This window comes from Kaistella gelatinilytica, from assembly GCF_015679325.1.
Classification (GTDB): domain Bacteria; phylum Bacteroidota; class Bacteroidia; order Flavobacteriales; family Weeksellaceae; genus Kaistella; species Kaistella gelatinilytica.
Genome location: NZ_JADPVI010000001.1, coordinates 1,119,406 through 1,138,325, shown reverse-complemented (window position 1 = coordinate 1,138,325; position 18,920 = coordinate 1,119,406). Strand labels below are relative to the sequence as shown.

The window sequence follows — 18,920 nt, the reverse complement described above, 5'->3', positions numbered from 1 at the left end:
TAGAATTTCTGGGGATTTTTTATTAAAAGTTCTTTTCATTTTCCTCGTCCTCACTTTCTTTTTCTCTTTTCTTTTCATCTGCATTTTCTTCCTCAGTGCGCAGTTCTTCTAAGTAAGCGATCTTTAAATAATCATACAGTGATCTTTTGCTCACCATCGAAGAAATAAGCGTAGAAACCATTCCCGCAAGCATCAGATGAAAGATCAATGAGTGGCGGTCGGTCATCTCCAAAACAATAATTGCAGATGTAAACGGTGCTCTTGTAATACCTGTAAGAAATGCCACCATTCCGGCTAAAATAACCACGTTTGTTTCATTGGGTGATAAATGGATCCAGCCTGAAATTACGGAACCAATACTTGCTCCAGCCGATAGAGCAGGTGCGAAAATTCCGCCGGCTCCACCAGAAGTAAAGGATAAAGCTGGACCGATCATTCTAAAAAACGGAATGTACCAATCCTCATGTTTATCATTGGTAAAAAGGGTTCTTTCCATAATATTTTTTCCGGAACCCAAAATTTCTCTGTTTACAAAATAAGCGAGAGTAGCAATAAGTAAAGCAGATCCAACGAGAAAGATCACTTTATGCTTGTCTGTTTTTAATGTTTTATTCCAGGCACCGATTTTCAGCATCAATACGGAAAGCTGACTTGCAAAAATTCCGGCAATTCCCGAAACCATAATAACTGGAAACATAATTCCCAAACCAACATTCGACGTTTTTGGATAACCTAAATAAAGATAGGAACCGGCTAAAGTCTGTGAAGTTAAACCTGCAATAATGACTGCCGTAAAAAGAGCGGTTTTAAAGTAGTTAATGTGCGTTTTTGATAATTCCTCCACCGCGAAAACAATTCCACCCAGAGGCGTGTTAAAAGCCGCGGAAAGTCCGGCTGCAGCACCGGTGAGAATCATATTTTTCTTCGAAATTTTTGGCCACCAATCGGGAAGGTATTCATTGACTTTCCTAAAAACTGAGCCGGCGATCTGAATTGTAGGCCCTTCCCGCCCAACTGCACCACCTCCAATGATTAATGCAAGACTCGATAAAACTTTGAAAACAATAATTTTTAAGCTTAATAAATTCTGAATTTTAGAATGTTCTTTAGGATTCGCCAGTTCTACTGCGGCCATCACTTGCGGAATGCCACTTCCTTTGGCGTACGGTGCAAATTCTTTAACAAGCCACCAGGAAAGCACAAATCCGACCGGAGCGATGATGAAAATCATCCAGTCATGCCAGTCGAATATAAGATTCATCAGCGCTTCTCCCCAAACAAAAGCTTTCGCATACATCACGGCAAAAAATCCGGTGATCAAAGAACCGATCCAAAATGGGATCGCCTGCAACAAATTATGTTTCAGTTTTTCATTATGCAGATTGTCGAAAGATTTTTTAATCGCGTATCGCAGGTAATCTACTATCTTTAGCATAAATCAAAATTATTACTTTAATAAATTAAAAAAAAATTATTGCGTATAGAATTTAAAGCCAAAAAAATCCGGTAAAATGAATTACCGGATTATTTTTTTATTTTCAAATTGCTTACGCTTCTTCAGCAGGAGTTTCTTCAACTTTTTTCGGAGCTGAAGTTGCTTTTGGAGCAGCTACAACCGGTGGAGCATCAGAAACAATATCGAATTCGAAATTGTGTTCTACATTTCTGTGAAGTCTGATGATCGCAGTTACTTTACCAGTTCTCTTGATCGTATTCCCAGGAATTTTGATGTATTTTTTGTCAACCTGAACACCAGCTTTAGATAGTTCTTCAGAAAGATTAGCATTGTTGATCGATCCGAAAAGTTTATCACCAGACCCTACTTTCGTAGCAATAGTAATGTTAGTTTTCTTCAATTGATCAACGATTGAGTTTGCAGCAGCAACCAATTTCGCTTCTTCTTCTTTTCTAGCTTCCAAAGTTGCTTCTAGAGCTGCTTTGTTTTTTGGTGTTGCAAGAAGTCCTAAACCTTTTGGTAATAAGAAATTTCTCGCGTATCCGTTTTTTACATCTACCGTATCGAACTCAAGTCCTAAGTTTTCTACGTCTGTTTTTAGTATAATTTGCATTGTTGTTGTCCGTTTTTAAATTTAAATAGAATGAAGAATAAAGTCCCAGGTCTTCTATTTAAAAATCGTTAGAATTAATTGATTATTCAGCAACTTTTTTGGCGATATGCACTTTGCATAAAGCGTATTGCTAAGAGCAGTTTTTATTTTAAAAGATCCGCAACGTAAGGCATCATAGCCAAATGTCTTGCTCTTTTGATCGCTGAAGAAACTTTTCTCTGGTATTTCAAAGATGTTCCGGTATATCTTCTTGGTAAAATTTTACCTTGTTCGTTTACGAACTGAAGAAGGAAATTTGCATCTTTATAATCTACGTGTTTGATCCCGTATTTTTTAAATCTACAATATTTTTTATCAGTTTTTGTATTAATGTCAAGTGGAGTTAGAAATCTAACTTCAGATTCACCTCCTGCAGAGGCTTGTTTTGCCATATCATCTATTGCCATAACTTTTCTTTTTTTTGAGGGTTAAAATTAAACTTTCGCAGTTTTTACTTTCGTTCTTCTTGTAACTGCATACTCGATCGCATGTTTGTCAAGTTTTGTAGTAAGGTAACGAATTACTCTTTCGTCACGTTTGTAAGCAGTTTCTAGATCTGCAACTACAGTTCCTTCACCTTTGAATTCGATCAAAGTGTAGAATCCATTCTTTTTTAATTGAATAGGATAAGCTAATTTCTTAAGTCCCCAATTTTCTTTGGCAACGATTTCGCAATTGTTTGCTTTAAGCAAATCTTCAAACTTTTTTACTGCTTCCTCCACCTGAGCATCAGATAGAACGGGAGTTAAAATGAAAACAGTTTCGTAATTGTTCATAATGTTAATTAATTTGTTAATTATTTCAAGGTGCAAAAATATAAATTTTTTCCCAAAGACGCAATGTTTCAGTGAAATAAATAAAAAAGGCCTGCATTGCTGCAGACCTTTAGGTATTAAAAGTTAAAACTTATTTTTTAATAATTTTTACTGTTTTGGTTTCGTTGTCCATTACAACATTAACCATATATACTCCCGGTGCTAATTTCGAAAGATTAACCTGAGATTTCGCTGCGTTTAAAACTTGGGTAGAAACTGCTTTTCCTGACAAGTCAAAAACAGATACTGATTTCACGTTTGATGGTGCTTCAATATTTAAAACATCTACAACCGGATTAGGATAAACTCTAATCGCATTTTTAGTCATATCGTTTACTGCTAAAGCTGCTCCAACATTGATCGTGTAATCTTCAGCCTGTCCAAATGATCCACCTAAACATGGATTCGCATAATCTGTTGTACCGAAAATCTTTTTAACTCTCATTCTGGTGTTTCCTAAGGTTGCACCCGCTGGAACTGCCAAAGTTTGAACTGCCTGTACTGCATCTACTCCTGTGGAGTTTACAATAGTTTGCGTGATTAAATAAGATTCGCCGTTATCATCAAGAATTCCATTTTGATTCCAGTCGATAAATACTGCAAATCTGTTCGTGTATGGTCCATCAGTATTTCCTTTCAATGTAATAGGATAAGAACCTCCCTGGTTAACATTTCCGACGATATTTATGAAATTCTCATGACCAATTCCTCCTGCTGTTGCGGGGCTTGAAACATTATTAATTCCTGCAAAATTGACTAAAGTTATTGGTTCCTTATAAGTGAATACCAACGGTCCGCAATATGGTGCGAATGGGTTTGCTGCGGTTGTAAATGAATACACAGTGCAACCTACAGAAGCTCCTGCTTCGTTTTTACCAAGAACTTTCCAGTAGTAAGTAGTTAAAGGTAAAAGTCCTGGTGCAGTGGTACTTGTTCCAACTACATTTCCTAATAAAGTTGTAGGATTAGCATTGGTGCCTAAATAAACATCATAACTTGTTGCTCCTGCTGAAGCAGTCCAGGATAAAGGTACCGGAACGGTATAATCAACGCTTGCCGTACCATTTGCCGGAGCTACAAGAGCTGGACAGTTCGGTGGCGATGTCGGAGCCTGATTAGTTTGGAAAGAAAAATCCGTACATCCAACTGAAGCACCTGCTGTATTTTTAGCGAGTACTCTCCAGTAGTAAGTTGTTCCAGCTAAAACTGTCGCAGTAGTACTTGTACCAGTTACATTTCCTAATAGGGTAGTAGGATTTGGGCTTGTTCCAAGATAAACATCATAACTTGACGCTCCTGTAGAAGCTGCCCAGGATAATGGAACCGGAACGTAATAGTTAATTCCTGTTGCACCATTAGCCGGAGCTACAAGTGTAGGGCAGTTTGGTGGAGCTGTTGGTTGTAGATTCACAGAAATATTATCTACCAACAATACGAACATATCAGTAGAGTTATTTACAAATGCAATACGAACTGTAGTTCCTTTGTATGCATCAAGATTAACTGTTCTGGTCGTCCAGGCGGAATTTTCTGCCGGAATAGTGAACAACTGAACTGTAAAATCAGCAACAGTATTTCCACCGTTCGGAGATAACATTACTTTGTATCCATCTTTAAAGGTAAGATCCTGCGCTTTTGAATCCCATTGTAGGAAAGCATTTCCTGCCGGTAAAGTTATTTGTGGGGAGATAAGCCAGTCATTAGAGGTTCCTGGAGGTGCATACCAAGATGAACTCATCGCAGCAAAATCGTTGTCAGGTCCACCATAATTTGGTATTGGGCCGCCCCGATTTTTTCTGATCCATGCACCTGCGTCAAAATCTGTCACTGCAGGATCATGAATAAGACCATCTACGTCAATTAATGTCCACGCAGCAAAGCCTGGACCGTTACCATCGAAATTTTCTTGAAAAATCTGGGAGTTTCCCAAGAAAGGAATTGCCAAAAAGGAGGCAATCAGTAGAATTTTTTTCATAATAAGATAATTTAATTTGGTTAAACTTCCTTCAAAACTACCATATATTTATTTAAAAAACAATAAAAACCATAAATATGTTTTTAAAAAATAGGAGATCATCGATATCGTTGCGAATTAAAAAATACTGAAATTTAATGGTAGAAAATAAATCTTATTCTGTAATACTTAAATCTTTTATATAAGAAAGGCCTGTAAATAGTACAGACCTTTTGTTTATTGTTTGCGCAATTTCGATGGTTTCATTTGCGTCGGTAAAATTTCCATTTTGATTCCAGTCAATGAAAACTACGAATCGGTTTGTGAATAGACCGTTTGTATTTCCGGCGAAGGTTATCGCATCAATTCCACCCCGTCCAAAATTTCTTTAGAAAATAAAATCCTTAATTCGGGAAAAAGCGAGTTCTTCTTTATTGGACCATTGCAGAAAATCATTCAATTTATCGCTCATTTTTCGTCCGGAATTATATTTTCTGTAAAAAGGAATTTTGAATTTGAATTTAGTGAAATCAGTGAATTGCCACGTGTTTAAATAAACCAAAACAAAATCATCGTTTTTAATGGTTTCTAAAACCATACTTTCATAATACTGAAGGGGAACGCCTTGAAAAACAAAATCGTTATAAGGAATTTGGGAGTAGGGTGAAATGCTCTCCGGGATTACACTCACGCCGCTTTGCTGCAAGATCTGCGTACTTCTTTGCAACCTCTTAAACGGAAAAAGAATATCTGCGTTCTCTATATTTGAAATGTAAGTGAATTCCAGTTTTTTAAGTTCCTCGGTTGAAAGGGAAACTTCTTTTTGTCTTATTCCACGAATGATTTTATCGATGTTTTCTTCAATACTTCTTTTTGCATCTTCGATCTCTGATAAAGAAGAATTCTCATTGTAGAAAGCGATCTCATGACCATTGCCAATTATTTTTTTTATTAAAGGAGTCAGCTTCGTAACCAAAGAAACTTCCACAAAAAAAGTAGCAAGAACATTATTGTTTTCCAGAGTTCTCAGAATTGAGAGCGTGTTTTGTTCAGTGATTTTTAGGATTTCATCATCATTAAGATCGTAATTCTTTTCAAAATCACTTTTGTTGTTAATAATGTTGAAAGTTAAAAGAATCATCAGAATTATTTATCCGCCAGTTTCACACGAAGATTCTTCAACATATCTTTTGTCATTGCCGAAATATCGTAATCATAACTTAGATTCCAGTCTTTTTTACCGACCGAATCGTCGATCGAAGCCGGCCAGGAATCAGCGATCGCCTGTCGGAAATCTGTGGTGTAATCGATCGTAAATTCCGGGATCTCCTTTTTAATTTCTTCCGCCAACTGTTTTGGAGTGAAAGATAATCCACCTAAATTATAAGAAGTGTGAACCGTTAAATTTTCTTTCGGCGCCTCCATTAATTTCAAAGTTGCGTTGATCGCGTCTTCCATATACAACATTGGCATCGCTGTATTTTCAGAAATAAAACTTGTATATTTTCCTTCTTCGATAGCCTCATAAAAAATTTCGACCGCATAATCAGTCGTTCCACCGCCTGCAGGAGTTTTCCAGGAAATTAATCCAGGATAACGAATACTTCGAACATCAACACCATATTTGTCAAAATAATATTCGCACCATTTTTCACCCGCCATTTTAGAAATTCCATAAACGGTTGTTGGATTCAAAACTACATCCTGACCTACATTTTCTTTTGGAATTCCTTTCCCAAACACCGCAATAGAACTTGGCCAGAAGATTTTTTTCAGCAAACCTTCTTTCGCCAGTTCACAGAAATTCAGCAAAGGTTCCAGATTCAATTTCCACGCAAAAAGCGGTTGTTTTTCCGAAGTCCCGGAAAGTAAAGAAGCCAGATGATAAACTGTTGTTATTTCGTAATCTTTAATAACCTGACGCACCAATTGAGTATTCGTCACATCCATTCTCTCATAAAATCCCGCAGAAGTAAGGTTTTTATCCCATCGGTCCAATCCGGAAGCCACTACATTTTCTGCGCCGTGAATTTCAACCAGTCTGTTTGTAAGTTCAGTACCGATTTGTCCAAGAGCACCGGTGATAAGAATTTTTTCCGAGTAGGATTCCATATTTTGATTTTTGAGATGCACAAATTTAGAAAAATAGAAGTTTAAAAGAAATACTATTCTTAAAATAATTTTTTGGGCGACTTTTTCCGTCTTCCATTCCCGCTTTTTTGTTCCTCTTCGTTCCACAAAAAGAGCTTCATTCAAGCCGGGTCGCAGATCGTGTTTTAAATAAAATCTTCGCAAAACCATCCAATTTTATTACTTTTGATAAAATCTTAATTCATGAAAAAATTTGTTTTTCTATTCGTCCTTATTTGTCAGTATTCTTTTGGTCAATTCACCGATATTAATATTGTTAAAGAAATTCACACTAAAAATAAAGGGTTGGTTGTTTCTGCACATCCACTGGCAAGTGAAGCAGGCGCAAAAATCATGAAAATGGGTGGAAATGCTTACGATGCTGTTATCACGACGCAACTTGCTTTGGCTGTTGTTTATCCACAAGCAGGAAATATTGGCGGCGGCGGTTTTTTAGTTGGCGTAAAAAATAATGGCGAAAAATTTACGATTGATTTCCGCGAAACAGCTCCGGAAAAGGCTTCAAAAGATATGTATCTGGACAAAAAAGGAAATGCTAATACCGACCTTTCCCAAAATGGAAGATTAGCCGTTGGCGTTCCAGGTTCTGTTGCAGGATTTTTTGCTACCTTGAAATATGCAAAACTACCCATGGAAAAACTCATTAAGCCCGCAATTGATCTGGCGGAACAGGGATTTGCGATCACAGAAAAAGAAGCCGGTTTGCTTAATAACCAAATGGAATATTTTAATCAACATAATAAGAGCAAAACCGTTTTTCAAAAAACTTCTCCCTGGAAACAAGGCGATATTCTCATTCAGAAAGAATTGGCAGCAACTTTAAAATTGATCAAGAAAAATGGAGCAAAAGGTTTCTATGAAGGAAAAACTGCAGAACTCATCGCCCAGGAAATGAAACGCGGCAACGGAATCATTACTTTAAATGACTTAAAAAATTACAAAGTGGTGGAAAGAAAACCACTCGCTTTTAATTACAAAAATAATGAGATCGTCGCCATGCCTTTACCTTCAAGTGGCGGAATTCTTCTAGCCCAAATGTTAAAAATGGCAGGTTTCGAAAAGCTGGATCAATACCAACAGAATTCTACGCAAGCTGTTCAAATTATGGTAGAAGCAGAACGCCGCGCATTTGCTGACCGTGCAGAATATATGGGTGATCCGGAATTTATTAAAGATCAAACTGCGATGTTAATTTCTGATGATTACTTAAAAAACAGATGGAAATCTTTTAATAAAAATGCCGCAACGCCAAGTTCAGAAGTAGGGAAAATTATCGCACAACCGAAAGAATCTACAGAAACCACTCATATTTCGATCGTTGATAAAGACGGAAATGCAGTGGCAGTTACAACGATCTTAAATGGATTGTACGGAAGTAAAGTGGTCGTTTCCGGTGCCGGATTTTTCCTGAATAATGAAATGGATGATTTCTCTGTAAAACCTGGGGTTCCGAATATGTTTGGTGCGGTTGGTGGTGAAGCAAACTCCATTAAACCCGGTAAAAGAATGTTGAGTTCTATGACGCCAACGATTGTTTTGAAAAACGGAAAACCTAATATTATTGTAGGAACTCCGGGTGGAACTACGATACCAACTTCGGTTTATCAATCTATTGTTGATGTTTTAGATTTTAAGTTAACTCCGAATATGACCGTAAATTCTCCGAAATTTCATCATCAGTGGCTTCCTGAAAGCGTGATGGTTGAAAAGAATTTCCCAGAATCTACCATCAAAGATTTAGAAAAGATGAATTATAAAATTGAAAGAGAATCTCAAATCGGCAGAACCGAAATGATCGTCATTGATGAAAAAGGAAATGCAGTTGCAGTTGCAGACGGACGCGGCGATGATTCTGTCGCAGTAGAATAATTTACTATGATAAAAAATAAAGGAGATAAAGATTTTATAAGGCAAAAAGTACTTGCTTATAAACCCGATTTCGATTTAGAAATGTTAGAAATCGGTTTAGAGCAATTTCAGGTATTTGAATGTAAAAGCGGCGATTTTATTTTGAAAGCAGGTGAAATATGTAAAGGTATTTTTATGTGCGAAAATTCAATCACGCGTTGCTATTTTGAGGATCGAGACGGCGAAGAAAGAACGATTTGGCTGGAGCAGGAAAGCACTCTTATTACAGAGTATCAAAGTTTTAGTACACAAACACCAAGCAAATGTGATATTTGTTGCTACGAAGATTCTACCATATATACGATAGACAGGGATAAATTAATGATGCTTTATATTCAGCATCATGATTGGGCTCTGTTTGGACTAATAATCATGGAGGAACATTATGTGAAACTGATGAATTTTCGAAATATAATAAGCTTTAATTCAGCAACCGAGAATTATGATTATATAGAAAGTTATTTTTCACGCTATTTAAATGTAGTTCCCTTAAAACATCTCGCATCCTGGCTTAATATTTCTGCTGTTCACTTATCCCGAATTCGTAAAGAAAGAATAAAAGATGATGTAAATTAACAAATGTTTAGTCATAAATGAAAATAGTGCGATACATTTGCACCGATTCTAGAATACATGATGAATAGAATAATGAGCAATCATTAAAAATTTCTTGCCTTTGTTGTATTGAGTAAAATTCGGTGATTTAAATTACTGCACTTTATTTTAATTCTAAAAAATAGTACAACAAAGCAGCAAGTTTTTAAATTCGGAAACAATTATTTTCCTGCGAGTTTTTTCAGCATTCCATTAAAGATCATTCCGTGAAAAGGTAACACGGAATACCAATATAATCTTCCTGACAATCCTAAAGGACGAAAAGTAGCTTCCTGATGTAAAATGCCGTCTTTAATTTTAAATTCTAACCAGGCTTCACCCGGAAGTTTCATCTCTGCGAAAAGTAAAAGTCTTTTTTTATCCCGGTCAGCGTACAAAACACGCCAAAAATCCACAGAATCTCCAGCTTCTAATTCAGTCATATTTCTACGACCGCGTCTTAAACCAACGCCACCAAAAAGTTTGTCTAAAAATCCACGGATCCTCCAGAGAAAATCTGCGTAATACCATCCGGTTGTGCCGCCAATACTGAAAATACGATTGCTCGTTGCTTCTTCATCATCGACTTTTATATCTCTGATATCTTTGAAGCAGCCTTCATCCGGAACTTCTAAATATTGCCAAACCTGTCTGGTATGGAACTGATTGGTAAATGAATCATACCAACTTGATAAAACATTGTTTTGCTTAATTTTATCGAAGGCCATTTGTATCGCTTCCTTGTAAGAAAAAAGATGAATTCCTAATTTTTCACCTAAATCATTTTTAGTGGCAACAACATCGATCTTCATGCTGTCAACCAGATTTTGCGCAAGAAAATAACTCGTGGAAGTCACGAAATAAAGCCAGTAAGAAGACAGTTTTGGCGTCATCACAGGCACAATAAAGATGGTCCGTTTCAACCCGCGAATTTCAGCGTACTGCAAAAGCATTTGTTTGTACGTCAAAATGTCGGTTCCGGCGATGTCGTAATGTTTGTTGTAGGTAAAATCTTTTCCTAAAACACCGATTAAATACTGAATAACATTACGAATTGCAATCGGTTGACATTTCGTATTCAGCCATTTTGGAGTGATCATTACCGGTAGTTTTTCTACGATATCACGAATGATCTCAAAAGAGGCGCTCCCTGATCCCACGATAATCCCGGCTCGCAAACAGGTTAAAGCGTAAACCGAACTCTGCAATGCCTCTTCCACATTTTTTCTCGATTCTAAGTGCTTAGAAAGTTTATCTTCATTGATAATTCCCGTTAAAAATATGACCTGTTTTACCTGTGTTTTTTCCAAAACATCCCGAAAGTTTTCTGCAGAAGTTTTTTCTTTTTCAGAAAAATCGCCGTCGCTTGAGGACATGGAGTGAATCAGATAATAAGCAACATCAATATCTTGAGGAATATCCTGTAAGGTATCCTTGTCCAAAAAATCATTTTCTATGACCTCAATTTGGTCCAAATTATTTTTGAAAAGATGCGCTCCAAAATGTTGACGGTCTCTTACAGAACATACGATGTGATGACCTTCTTCCAAAAGTTGAATGAGAAGTCTTTTGCCAATATAACCGGTGACGCCTGTAAGAAGTATTTTCATGGTTTCAAGAATTTTTCTAAAATAGTATAGCGACTTTCAAAAATAAATCTCACCTTATTTTTGACTAAAGTTCCGCCGAATAAATCGCCCAAAATCCCGAAAGGCATTTTGAAATTGACGATGTCGGTCATCTTTACTTTTTTCGGACCAATTTCTTCAAAATGATGTTCGTGGTGCCACATTGCGTAAGGTCCGAAACGTTGCTCATCTACAAAAAACTGATGGTCTTCTAAATGCGTAATTTCAGTTACCCAATTGGCTTTGATCATTGGTAAAATACCGATTTTATAAGTAATGATCTGTCCTTTGTAAGTTTTCGCAGGCGGATTGTTGGTGATCTTGAAATCCATTTCCTTAGGGGTAATCTTATCTAAGTTCATGGGAACTGTAAAAAATTCCCAGGCTTTCTCCAGTGAAATGGGTAAAATCTGTTCTGATGTTAAGGTATAGATTCCTGATTGTTTGACGATGTTAATTTTCATGGTAGTTTTTAGAAGAAATTTTATTCTGCTGAGTATTACAAATTTTACTCAACTTTAATGTAAAGGAGATTATTATTGTAGTGACGTTAGATCAAATTCAAACCAAAAAGTTTATGGCTTAAACGCAATATTCCTTTGCCAAATATTATATGAGATGGCTTTAATTATTGGTCTTGAAAAGAGTTCAGCTCTAAAGGTTTGATCAACTACTTTTTAACGGTCGCTAATCGAGCTTCTTTGAAATATTTCAGCGGCACATACAACATTCCGAAACATTCACCTTCTTCTTTTCCTAGGTGTTTGTGGTGAATTTTGTGAGCTTTTCTCAAGCCTCTCAAATACCAGTTGTTCGTTTTTTCAAACCATTTGAATCTTCTGTGAATTAAAACATCGTGAATGGTGAAATAAGCAATTCCATATAAAAGAATTCCCAGTCCGACAAAAAACATCCAGTTCAATCCATTCCAGGTTCCGAAAAAGAAAAGCAACATGCTTGGAACTGCGAAAACTACAAAAAAAGCATCATTTTTTTCAAATACATGAGGATATCCCGGTTGATGATGATCTTCATGAAAATACCAACCCGCTGCACCGTGCATGATAAACTTGTGAGTAAGCCACGTGACGCCTTCCATGGTTACAAAGACGCAAAGTGTTAAAATAATATATCCTAAAATTTCCATTTTATAATTTTAAATATTCGACAATAAAAGTTTTTAAATCAGAATCGGTGGTCTTCTTATAATTTCTGTGTACAAAATTACGATCTTCCTCAATATGTTGATGATATCCTAAGATCCTCGGAATGTTTTCCTGTGCAATTAAACGCATTAATCTGATTTCCAAATTCATAGGATCCCTTTCTACTGCTGATTCCAACATTTTTTTGCCGTGCGAAAAATAGGAAATTTTTTTTATCGGATTAAAAGCATGTTTGGCCATAAAAAAATCACCAACGGCTATAAATCCTAAAAAAATAGGTTCTTTGGTTGAATTATAAGCGCTTGTCGATTTCTCTATTAATTGTATTGAAGATTTTTCAGAATCTTTACCAAGTTGAATTAAAGTTCTATACTCTTTTAAATTCTGGGTTAACATAAAGCTGGAAATTAATAAGAAAAACAATAGGACCAATTTTTTCATTAAAGCAAATTCAAATTTTTGTTTAAGATCATCTCTCCGAAAAGATACATTTTTCGAGCATTTGAAACTCTGATTCTTTTCGTTAAGAGCAATTCTGGTTTGGTTTTTTTAATTTTTTTCAACAGATTAAAGTAATATTTAAAAGCCATAAAAACGGCTAATTTACTCGAAATAGGTAACATTTTAATTCCAATTTTCGCATGTTCAAAATCTTTAGCAATATCTTGCTCAATTTCAATTTTTTCCCGCGCTGAAAAGTTTTTAAAATCAACACCGGGAAAATAAGTACGGTTCAAATCGATAAAATCTGCGTTAATATCCCGCAAAAAATTAATTTTCTGAAATGCAGCACCTAAGCTTTGTGCGTAAGGTTTTAGTTTCTCATATTCTTCATCATTTCCGTTCACAAAAACTTTCAGACACATCAAACCTACAACTTCTGCGGAACCGTAAATATACTCATTATACTTTTCATCATTCAGATCTTTGATCTCGCCCAGATCCATTTTCATAGAATGTAAAAAAGCATCTACTAAATGTTGCGGAATATTTTTTTCACGCTGCGTCAGACAAAAAGAATGCAGGATCGGATTTAGTGAAATACCGTTCTCCTTTGCCGAATGATAATTTTGCTCAAATTCGCCCATCAATTTTACTTTGTCATAATCATGGAAGGTATCTACAATTTCGTCAGCTAATCTTACAAAACCATAAATATTATAGATGTGTTGGCGAATTTCTGGCTGAAAAAGCGACGATGCTTTGTAAAACGACGTGCTGTATTTCTCGGTAACCATCTTAGAAGACTGGCCGCAAAATGAGTTGAAAATCTCTAAATTATTCATGATATTAGAATATTTTATTTTGATGTTGAATGATATAATCGGTTACTACTTTTCCAGAAATCAATGCTGGTGGAACGCCGGGTCCCGGAACAGTCAATTGACCAGTATAAAAAAGATTTTTAATTTTCTTGTTGCTGATACTTGGTCTTAAAATAGAAGTTTGTAATAAGGTGTTTGCTAAGCCATAAGCATTACCACGACAAGAATTGTACCGCTCTTTGAAATCCTGTACCCCAAAACTTTTCTTAAAAATTACAGAGTCCCGCAAATCGACCCCAATATTTTTTTCCACACGATCCATGATCAGTTCAAAATACCGGTCGTGAATTTCCTGGTTGTCCTCCAGATCCACTGCAACAGGAATCAGGAAGAAGCCAATTTCTTTTCCTTCCGGACATAGATCAGGATCGGTTTTAGAAGAGAAATTTGCGTAGAACAAAGGTTTAGTTGGTAGTTTTGGTTCGTCGTAGATCTCTACAGCGTGCAGGCCAAAATCGGTGTCAAAAAATAAATTATGATGTTGAAGTTCCGGCACTTTTTTGTCAAATGCTACATAATATAAGAAGGAGGAAGGTGCAAAAACTTTTTTCTTCCAGTAGTCTTCGGGGTAATTTTTTTGCTCAGGTTTTAATAACTTTTCAGTGTGCGCATAATCTGCGCCGGAAATTACCAGATCCGCTTCAAACGTTTCAGTCTTTGTAACTACTTTGGTCGCCTTATTATTTAAAGTTTCAATATGAGTAACTTCCTGATCGACGAGAAAGTGAACGCCTAATTCTTTCGCCAGTTTCACCATTCCCAAAGCAACGGCATTAAAACCACCTTTCGGATACCACGTTCCCAAACCAAAATCGGCATGGTTCATAAAATTATAAAAAGCGGGTGTATTTTGTGGTTTTGCACCCAAAAATAATACAGGAAATTCTAAAATACTTTGAAGTTTTGGATTCTTAATATTCTTGCGGACCGTTTGTGAAATATTTTGCACAAATAAATTTAATCTCGTCGCAGTTTCTAAACTCACCAGTTCTAATAATGATTTTCCGGGATTATAAACCAGATCTTTCATTGCGATCTGATAATTTTTCCGAGAATCTTCCATGAATTTTCTCAGATGTTTCCCGCTTCCTGGCTCTACTTCTTCAAATTTTGCAATGATTTTTTCAGGCTCATCGGAAATATCGATGTAGTCATCTTTCCCAAAAACCACCCTGTAACCCGGAGAGAGTTTTTTTAATTCGTAATAATCGGAAACTTTTTTTCCAAAATCTGAAAAAAACCGCTCAAAAATATCCGGCATCCAGTACCAACTTGGTCCCATATCGAATTTGAATCCATCGATTTCTAAAAGAGAGGCACGACCGCCCAACTGTTCGTTTTTTTCTAAAACTTGCACAGAATATCCTGCTTTAGCCATATAACAGGCAGAAGCAATTGCAGAAAAACCAGATCCAATAATGACTACTTTTTTCATTTAAATAATAATAGAACAAAAATATACTTTTATTTCTTAATTAGAAAATATTTTTACTAAATTTGTCAATAAATATTCAACAAGATATGAAAAATATAGATGCTTCTCAGCAAAAAATACTCGACCTCTATTCTAATTATGTATTAAGAAATAATAAAAAGCCTTTGAATGTTTTTACCTTCTGTGAAGATAATCAGATCAGCGAAACAGACTTCTATTTTTACTATGCAAATTTCGTTCAGTTAGAAGGAGACTATTTAAGATTCTTCCTGAATCAAGCGCTTATGCTGATCTCAGAAGAAGAAAATTATGCAGCGCAAAGTGCGAAACACAAACTGCTTTCTTTTTATTATACTTTTTTTGAGCAGTTAACAATGAACCGAAGTCTGATCATTTATCTTTTAGATTCTGAGAAAAATGACCTTCAGAACATCAAAAAAATGTGGCCTTTGAAAAAAGAATTCCAAATATTTGTAAGGAGTTTAGAAATTTCTGAGCCGATGATGGAGCAAACTTCTGAAAGTATGGCGAAGATCGAACGATTTAAAAACAAAGGAATTGAGGAATTGTACTGGGGTCATTTTATGGCGACACTCAAATTCTGGCTCGATGATACGAGTTCAAATTTCGAGAAAACAGACATTTTTATTGAGAAATCAGTCGATACGAGTTTTGAACTTTTAGATGTGAAACCTTTGAAGAAATTAGTCGATCTGGGCAAATTTTTATTTAATGAAAAGGTAAAAAAATAACGGATGAAGACATTAGATAGAATCCCTACAGGTAAAATTGAACGCGCAAGTAAGTTGATTTCCACCGGAGCAAAAATCGGCGTGAATTACCTGAAATATTACGGCGAAAAAATTACCAAAACAGAAGATGAAGCCAAGGTAAACCTCAATAAGAACAATGCTTCTGATATTTATGACGGTCTGAAAGAATTGAAAGGAAGTGCTTTGAAAGTCGCTCAAATGTTAAGCATGGAAAAAAATATTTTACCAGCTGCTTACGTTGAGAAGTTTTCGCTTTCTCAATTTCAGGTTCCGCCACTTTCTGCACCTTTGGTTGTAAAGATTTTTAAAAATTATTTTGGAAAAAAACCTACAGAATTATTTGACCGTTTTAATGCAGAGTCTACCAACGCAGCAAGTATTGGTCAGGTTCACAAAGCTTCGAAAGATGGAAAAGAATTGGCGGTTAAAATTCAATATCCGGGTATTTCCGACAGCATTTCTTCTGACTTAGCAATGGTTAAACCGATTGCGATGAAGATGTTTAATATTAAAGGAAAGAATTCTGATCAATATTTCAAAGAAGTTGAGGATAAGCTCTTAGAAGAAACGGATTACGTTTTGGAACTCCAACAAAGTTTAGAAATAAGAAAAAGTTGTGAAAACTTACCGAATCTGGCTTTTCCTAATTATTATCCGGAATTATCGAATGGCAAAATAATAACGATGGACTGGATGCACGGAAAGCATTTATCTACGTTTTGCGAGCAGAATAAGGATCCGGAACTGGCGCAAAAAGTTGGGCAGGCTTTGTGGGATTTTTACATGTTTCAAATTCATTACTTGAGAAAAGTTCACGCCGATCCGCATCCGGGAAATTTCTTAGTTTCAGAAGATGGAACTTTGATCGCCATCGATTTTGGTTGTATGAAAGCGATTCCGGATGATTTTTATGTCCCTTATTTTGAATTATCGGTGAGAGAAAATTTAGATAATAAAGAATTCTTTGACAAAAAATTACTGGAACTGGAAATCATTAGGGAAGATGATTCTGAGGAAGAGAAGCAATTTTTCACCCAGATCTTTTACGAATTGCTCTATTTGTTCACGACGCCTTTTCAGGAAGAAAATTTTGATTTTTCAGACAATACTTTTTTTGAAGCTATCGCTGATTTAGGTCAAAAATATGCGAAGAATACCCAGATGAAAGGTCGAAATGCGAACCGTGGTTCCAAACATTTTATCTACATGAACAGAACATTTTTCGGTTTATACAGTTTGATGCATGACATTAATGCGAAAGATGTTAAGATTAGTAATTACAAAAATTTTATAAAAAATTGATTTTAAACGACGCACAAATCGACCGGGTTATAGAGATGGCCTGGGAAGACCGGACTCCTTTTGAGGCAATTACTTACCAATTTGCTTTGGCAGAAAAAGACGTGATCGCTTTGATGAGAAAGAAACTGAAAAGAAGTTCTTTCAATTTGTGGCGCGCTCGTGTAAATTCCGGAGTAAGCCAAAAGCATCTGCACAAAAGAAATGCAGAAATCGATCGCTTCCGATGCAGCCGACAAAAATCCATCTCTGGAAATAAAATTAGTAAGAGATAAGATGAGCGATGCTGTAATTATAATGACGAAAGAAATGATCTCGGAAAGTGAAAAATATTTCCGGATCAAACTGATCAATTCTTTAGCCGGAATTCGTCAGGTTGCTTTGATAGGAACGAAGTCGAAAGAGGGTCAGGAAAATGTTGCGATTTTCAATTCGGTGATCCATTTGGGAGCGAATCCGCCGCTGTTTGGTTTTATTTCGAGACCCGATGTTGTGGAGCGCGATACTTTAGAAAATATAAAGGAAACCGGGACATACACGATTAATTTGATCGATAGAAAGTGGGTAAAAGAGGCACATCAAACTTCGGCTCGTTATCCAAAAGATACTTCTGAGTTTGAGGCTGTAGGTTTCACGCCAGAGTATTTAGATGGAATTTTTCCGCCGTTTGTGAAGGAAGCAGCCATAAAAATTGAAATGAAATTTGAGCAGATCTTAAATATTGAAATCAACAATACGATCATGGTCATTGGTAGTATTGAGTCGCTTCAAATTCCAGAAAATCGTTTATCTGAGGATGGTTTGGTCAATCCAGATGATCTGTTATTAAGTGGTGGTTTAGATGCGTATTATTCGAGTCAGTTTTTAGAGCAATTGCCCTATGCAAAGCCTTAAGATAAAATTTGAGTTTTGAAAAATGTAAAGAAGGAAAATCTTCCTTTCAAAATTTGTCCCGTCTGTAAAAAAGAATTTTCCTGGCGGAAAAAGTGGGAGAAAAATTGGGATAATGTCATTTACTGCAGTGAAAAATGCAAAAGAAATAAATAAAAAAATTAAAATTCAGCAATGAAAAATATATTAATAATTGGTGCCGGAAGAGGAATTGGACTGAAAACCGCACAACTTTTAAAGGAGGAAAATCTCTATACCATTTCGCGAAACTTGACACCAGAACTTGAAAGTTTAGGTACCCAGTTTTTTCAGTTTGATGTGGCGAAAGACGACTTGAGTCAATTATCTTTGCCCGACCAATTGCATGGCGTAGTTTTTTGTCCGGGATCCATTAATTTGAAGCCTTTTAACCGATTAACGGAAGAAGATTTTTTAGCAGATTTTCATCAGAATTTTTTGGGAGCAGTTCGCATTATTCAAAAATGTTTGCCGATTCTAAAAAAGTCGGGTGGTGCAAGTATTGTCTTGTTCAGTACCGTTGCGGCGAAAGTAGGAATGCCTTTTCATACGTCGATCGCAGCGAGTAAAGGTGCTATTGAAAGTTTTGCCCGAAGTTTAGCTTCAGAATTGGCTGCTGCAAAAATCAGGGTCAATGTGATCGCGCCATCGCTGTCAGATACTTCTTTGGCCGCAATGCTTCTTTCAACGGAGGAAAAAAGGGAAGCTTCGGCAAAACGTCATCCACTGCAAAGAATTGGGTCAACAGAAGACAGCGCGCAACTCGTCGAGTTTTTGCTTTCAGATAAGAGTTCCTGGATTACAGGACAGGTGATCGGAGTTGACGGCGGTTTGGGAAATATAAAATTATAACAT

Annotated in this window: 21 protein-coding genes; 8 read left to right on the top strand and 13 right to left on the bottom strand. The window is 36.2% G+C overall.

The features are described from left to right. Positions 1–22 precede the first annotated feature (22 nt). The 7 genes from IV494_RS05055 to IV494_RS05025 form a co-directional block, all read right to left on the bottom strand. The gene (locus IV494_RS05055) at positions 23–1,435 is read right to left on the bottom strand and encodes a chloride channel protein (RefSeq protein ID WP_196079054.1); all 1,413 of its coding nucleotides are present in this window, start codon (positions 1,433–1,435) and stop codon (positions 23–25) included. Positions 1,436–1,547: 112 nt separating this feature from the next. Continuing rightward, complete coding sequence (gene rplI, locus IV494_RS05050; RefSeq protein WP_196079053.1) at positions 1,548–2,069, bottom strand: 50S ribosomal protein L9; 522 nt, start codon at positions 2,067–2,069, stop codon at positions 1,548–1,550. Positions 2,070–2,212: 143 nt separating this feature from the next. Beyond that, positions 2,213–2,515: a 30S ribosomal protein S18 gene (rpsR, locus tag IV494_RS05045; RefSeq protein WP_039352513.1), complete on the bottom strand. Its 303-nt coding sequence runs from the start codon at positions 2,513–2,515 to the stop codon at positions 2,213–2,215. Between the two features lie 27 nt (positions 2,516–2,542). Next, positions 2,543–2,884 (bottom strand): 30S ribosomal protein S6, encoded by a 342-nt coding sequence (gene rpsF / locus IV494_RS05040; RefSeq protein ID WP_039352511.1) that lies wholly within the window; start codon positions 2,882–2,884, stop codon positions 2,543–2,545. Between the two features lie 130 nt (positions 2,885–3,014). After that, positions 3,015–4,898, bottom strand: coding sequence for a T9SS-dependent choice-of-anchor J family protein (locus tag IV494_RS05035; RefSeq protein WP_196079052.1), 1,884 nt, complete (start codon positions 4,896–4,898; stop codon positions 3,015–3,017). Positions 4,899–5,265: 367 nt separating this feature from the next. Continuing rightward, on the bottom strand, positions 5,266–6,018 hold the full coding sequence (locus IV494_RS05030; RefSeq protein ID WP_196079051.1) for a polysaccharide deacetylase family protein: 753 nt from the start codon (positions 6,016–6,018) through the stop codon (positions 5,266–5,268). 5 nt (positions 6,019–6,023) lie between these two features. Then, positions 6,024–6,989 carry an NAD-dependent epimerase/dehydratase family protein gene (locus tag IV494_RS05025; protein ID WP_196079050.1) on the bottom strand — a complete coding sequence of 322 codons (966 nt, stop codon included), beginning with the start codon at positions 6,987–6,989 and terminating at the stop codon, positions 6,024–6,026. 222 nt (positions 6,990–7,211) lie between these two features. On the opposite strand from IV494_RS05025, the gene ggt reads away from it, so the two are divergent. Both ggt and IV494_RS05015 read left to right on the top strand, forming a co-directional pair. Further along, complete coding sequence (gene ggt, locus IV494_RS05020; RefSeq protein WP_196079049.1) at positions 7,212–8,897, top strand: gamma-glutamyltransferase; 1,686 nt, start codon at positions 7,212–7,214, stop codon at positions 8,895–8,897. A 6-nt stretch (positions 8,898–8,903) separates the two neighbouring features. Beyond that, entirely contained in the window at positions 8,904–9,512 is a 609-nt protein-coding gene (locus IV494_RS05015; RefSeq protein WP_196079048.1) for a Crp/Fnr family transcriptional regulator, read from the top strand. 200 nt (positions 9,513–9,712) lie between these two features. On the opposite strand, the gene IV494_RS05010 is transcribed toward IV494_RS05015, so the two are convergent. From IV494_RS05010 to IV494_RS04985, 6 genes are all read right to left on the bottom strand, one after another. Then, complete coding sequence (locus IV494_RS05010; RefSeq protein ID WP_196079047.1) at positions 9,713–11,140, bottom strand: SDR family oxidoreductase; 1,428 nt, start codon at positions 11,138–11,140, stop codon at positions 9,713–9,715. Further along, positions 11,137–11,622: an SRPBCC family protein gene (locus IV494_RS05005; protein ID WP_196079046.1), complete on the bottom strand. Its 486-nt coding sequence runs from the start codon at positions 11,620–11,622 to the stop codon at positions 11,137–11,139. The genes IV494_RS05010 and IV494_RS05005 overlap by 4 nt, the downstream gene beginning before the upstream one ends. A gap of 206 nt (positions 11,623–11,828) precedes the next feature. After that, entirely contained in the window at positions 11,829–12,305 is a 477-nt protein-coding gene (locus tag IV494_RS05000) for a sterol desaturase family protein (protein WP_039352489.1), read from the bottom strand. Between the two features lies 1 nt (position 12,306). Beyond that, entirely contained in the window at positions 12,307–12,765 is a 459-nt protein-coding gene (locus IV494_RS04995; protein ID WP_196079045.1) for a hypothetical protein, read from the bottom strand. After that, positions 12,765–13,610: a phytoene/squalene synthase family protein gene (locus IV494_RS04990; protein WP_039352487.1), complete on the bottom strand. Its 846-nt coding sequence runs from the start codon at positions 13,608–13,610 to the stop codon at positions 12,765–12,767. The genes IV494_RS04995 and IV494_RS04990 overlap by 1 nt, the downstream gene beginning before the upstream one ends. 4 nt (positions 13,611–13,614) lie before the next feature. After that, entirely contained in the window at positions 13,615–15,084 is a 1,470-nt protein-coding gene (locus IV494_RS04985; protein WP_196079044.1) for a phytoene desaturase family protein, read from the bottom strand. A gap of 86 nt (positions 15,085–15,170) precedes the next feature. Between IV494_RS04985 and IV494_RS04980 the strand changes: the two genes are divergently transcribed. The 6 genes from IV494_RS04980 to IV494_RS04955 are packed head-to-tail and all read left to right on the top strand — an operon-like array spanning position 15,171 to position 18,917. Continuing rightward, entirely contained in the window at positions 15,171–15,836 is a 666-nt protein-coding gene (locus IV494_RS04980) for a TetR family transcriptional regulator C-terminal domain-containing protein (RefSeq protein ID WP_196079043.1), read from the top strand. 3 nt (positions 15,837–15,839) lie between these two features. After that, positions 15,840–17,159 (top strand): ABC1 kinase family protein, encoded by a 1,320-nt coding sequence (locus IV494_RS04975; RefSeq protein ID WP_196079042.1) that lies wholly within the window; start codon positions 15,840–15,842, stop codon positions 17,157–17,159. Positions 17,160–17,194: 35 nt separating this feature from the next. Further along, entirely contained in the window at positions 17,195–17,431 is a 237-nt protein-coding gene (locus IV494_RS04970) for a TIGR03643 family protein (RefSeq protein WP_196079495.1), read from the top strand. Beyond that, positions 17,361–18,050 carry a flavin reductase family protein gene (locus tag IV494_RS04965; RefSeq protein ID WP_230379907.1) on the top strand — a complete coding sequence of 230 codons (690 nt, stop codon included), beginning with the start codon at positions 17,361–17,363 and terminating at the stop codon, positions 18,048–18,050. The genes IV494_RS04970 and IV494_RS04965 overlap by 71 nt, the downstream gene beginning before the upstream one ends. Before the next feature lie 15 nt (positions 18,051–18,065). Then, entirely contained in the window at positions 18,066–18,203 is a 138-nt protein-coding gene (locus IV494_RS04960) for a DUF2256 domain-containing protein (protein ID WP_196079041.1), read from the top strand. An 18-nt stretch (positions 18,204–18,221) separates the two neighbouring features. After that, positions 18,222–18,917 carry an SDR family NAD(P)-dependent oxidoreductase gene (locus IV494_RS04955; protein WP_196079040.1) on the top strand — a complete coding sequence of 232 codons (696 nt, stop codon included), beginning with the start codon at positions 18,222–18,224 and terminating at the stop codon, positions 18,915–18,917. The last annotated feature ends 3 nt before the right edge of the window (positions 18,918–18,920 follow it).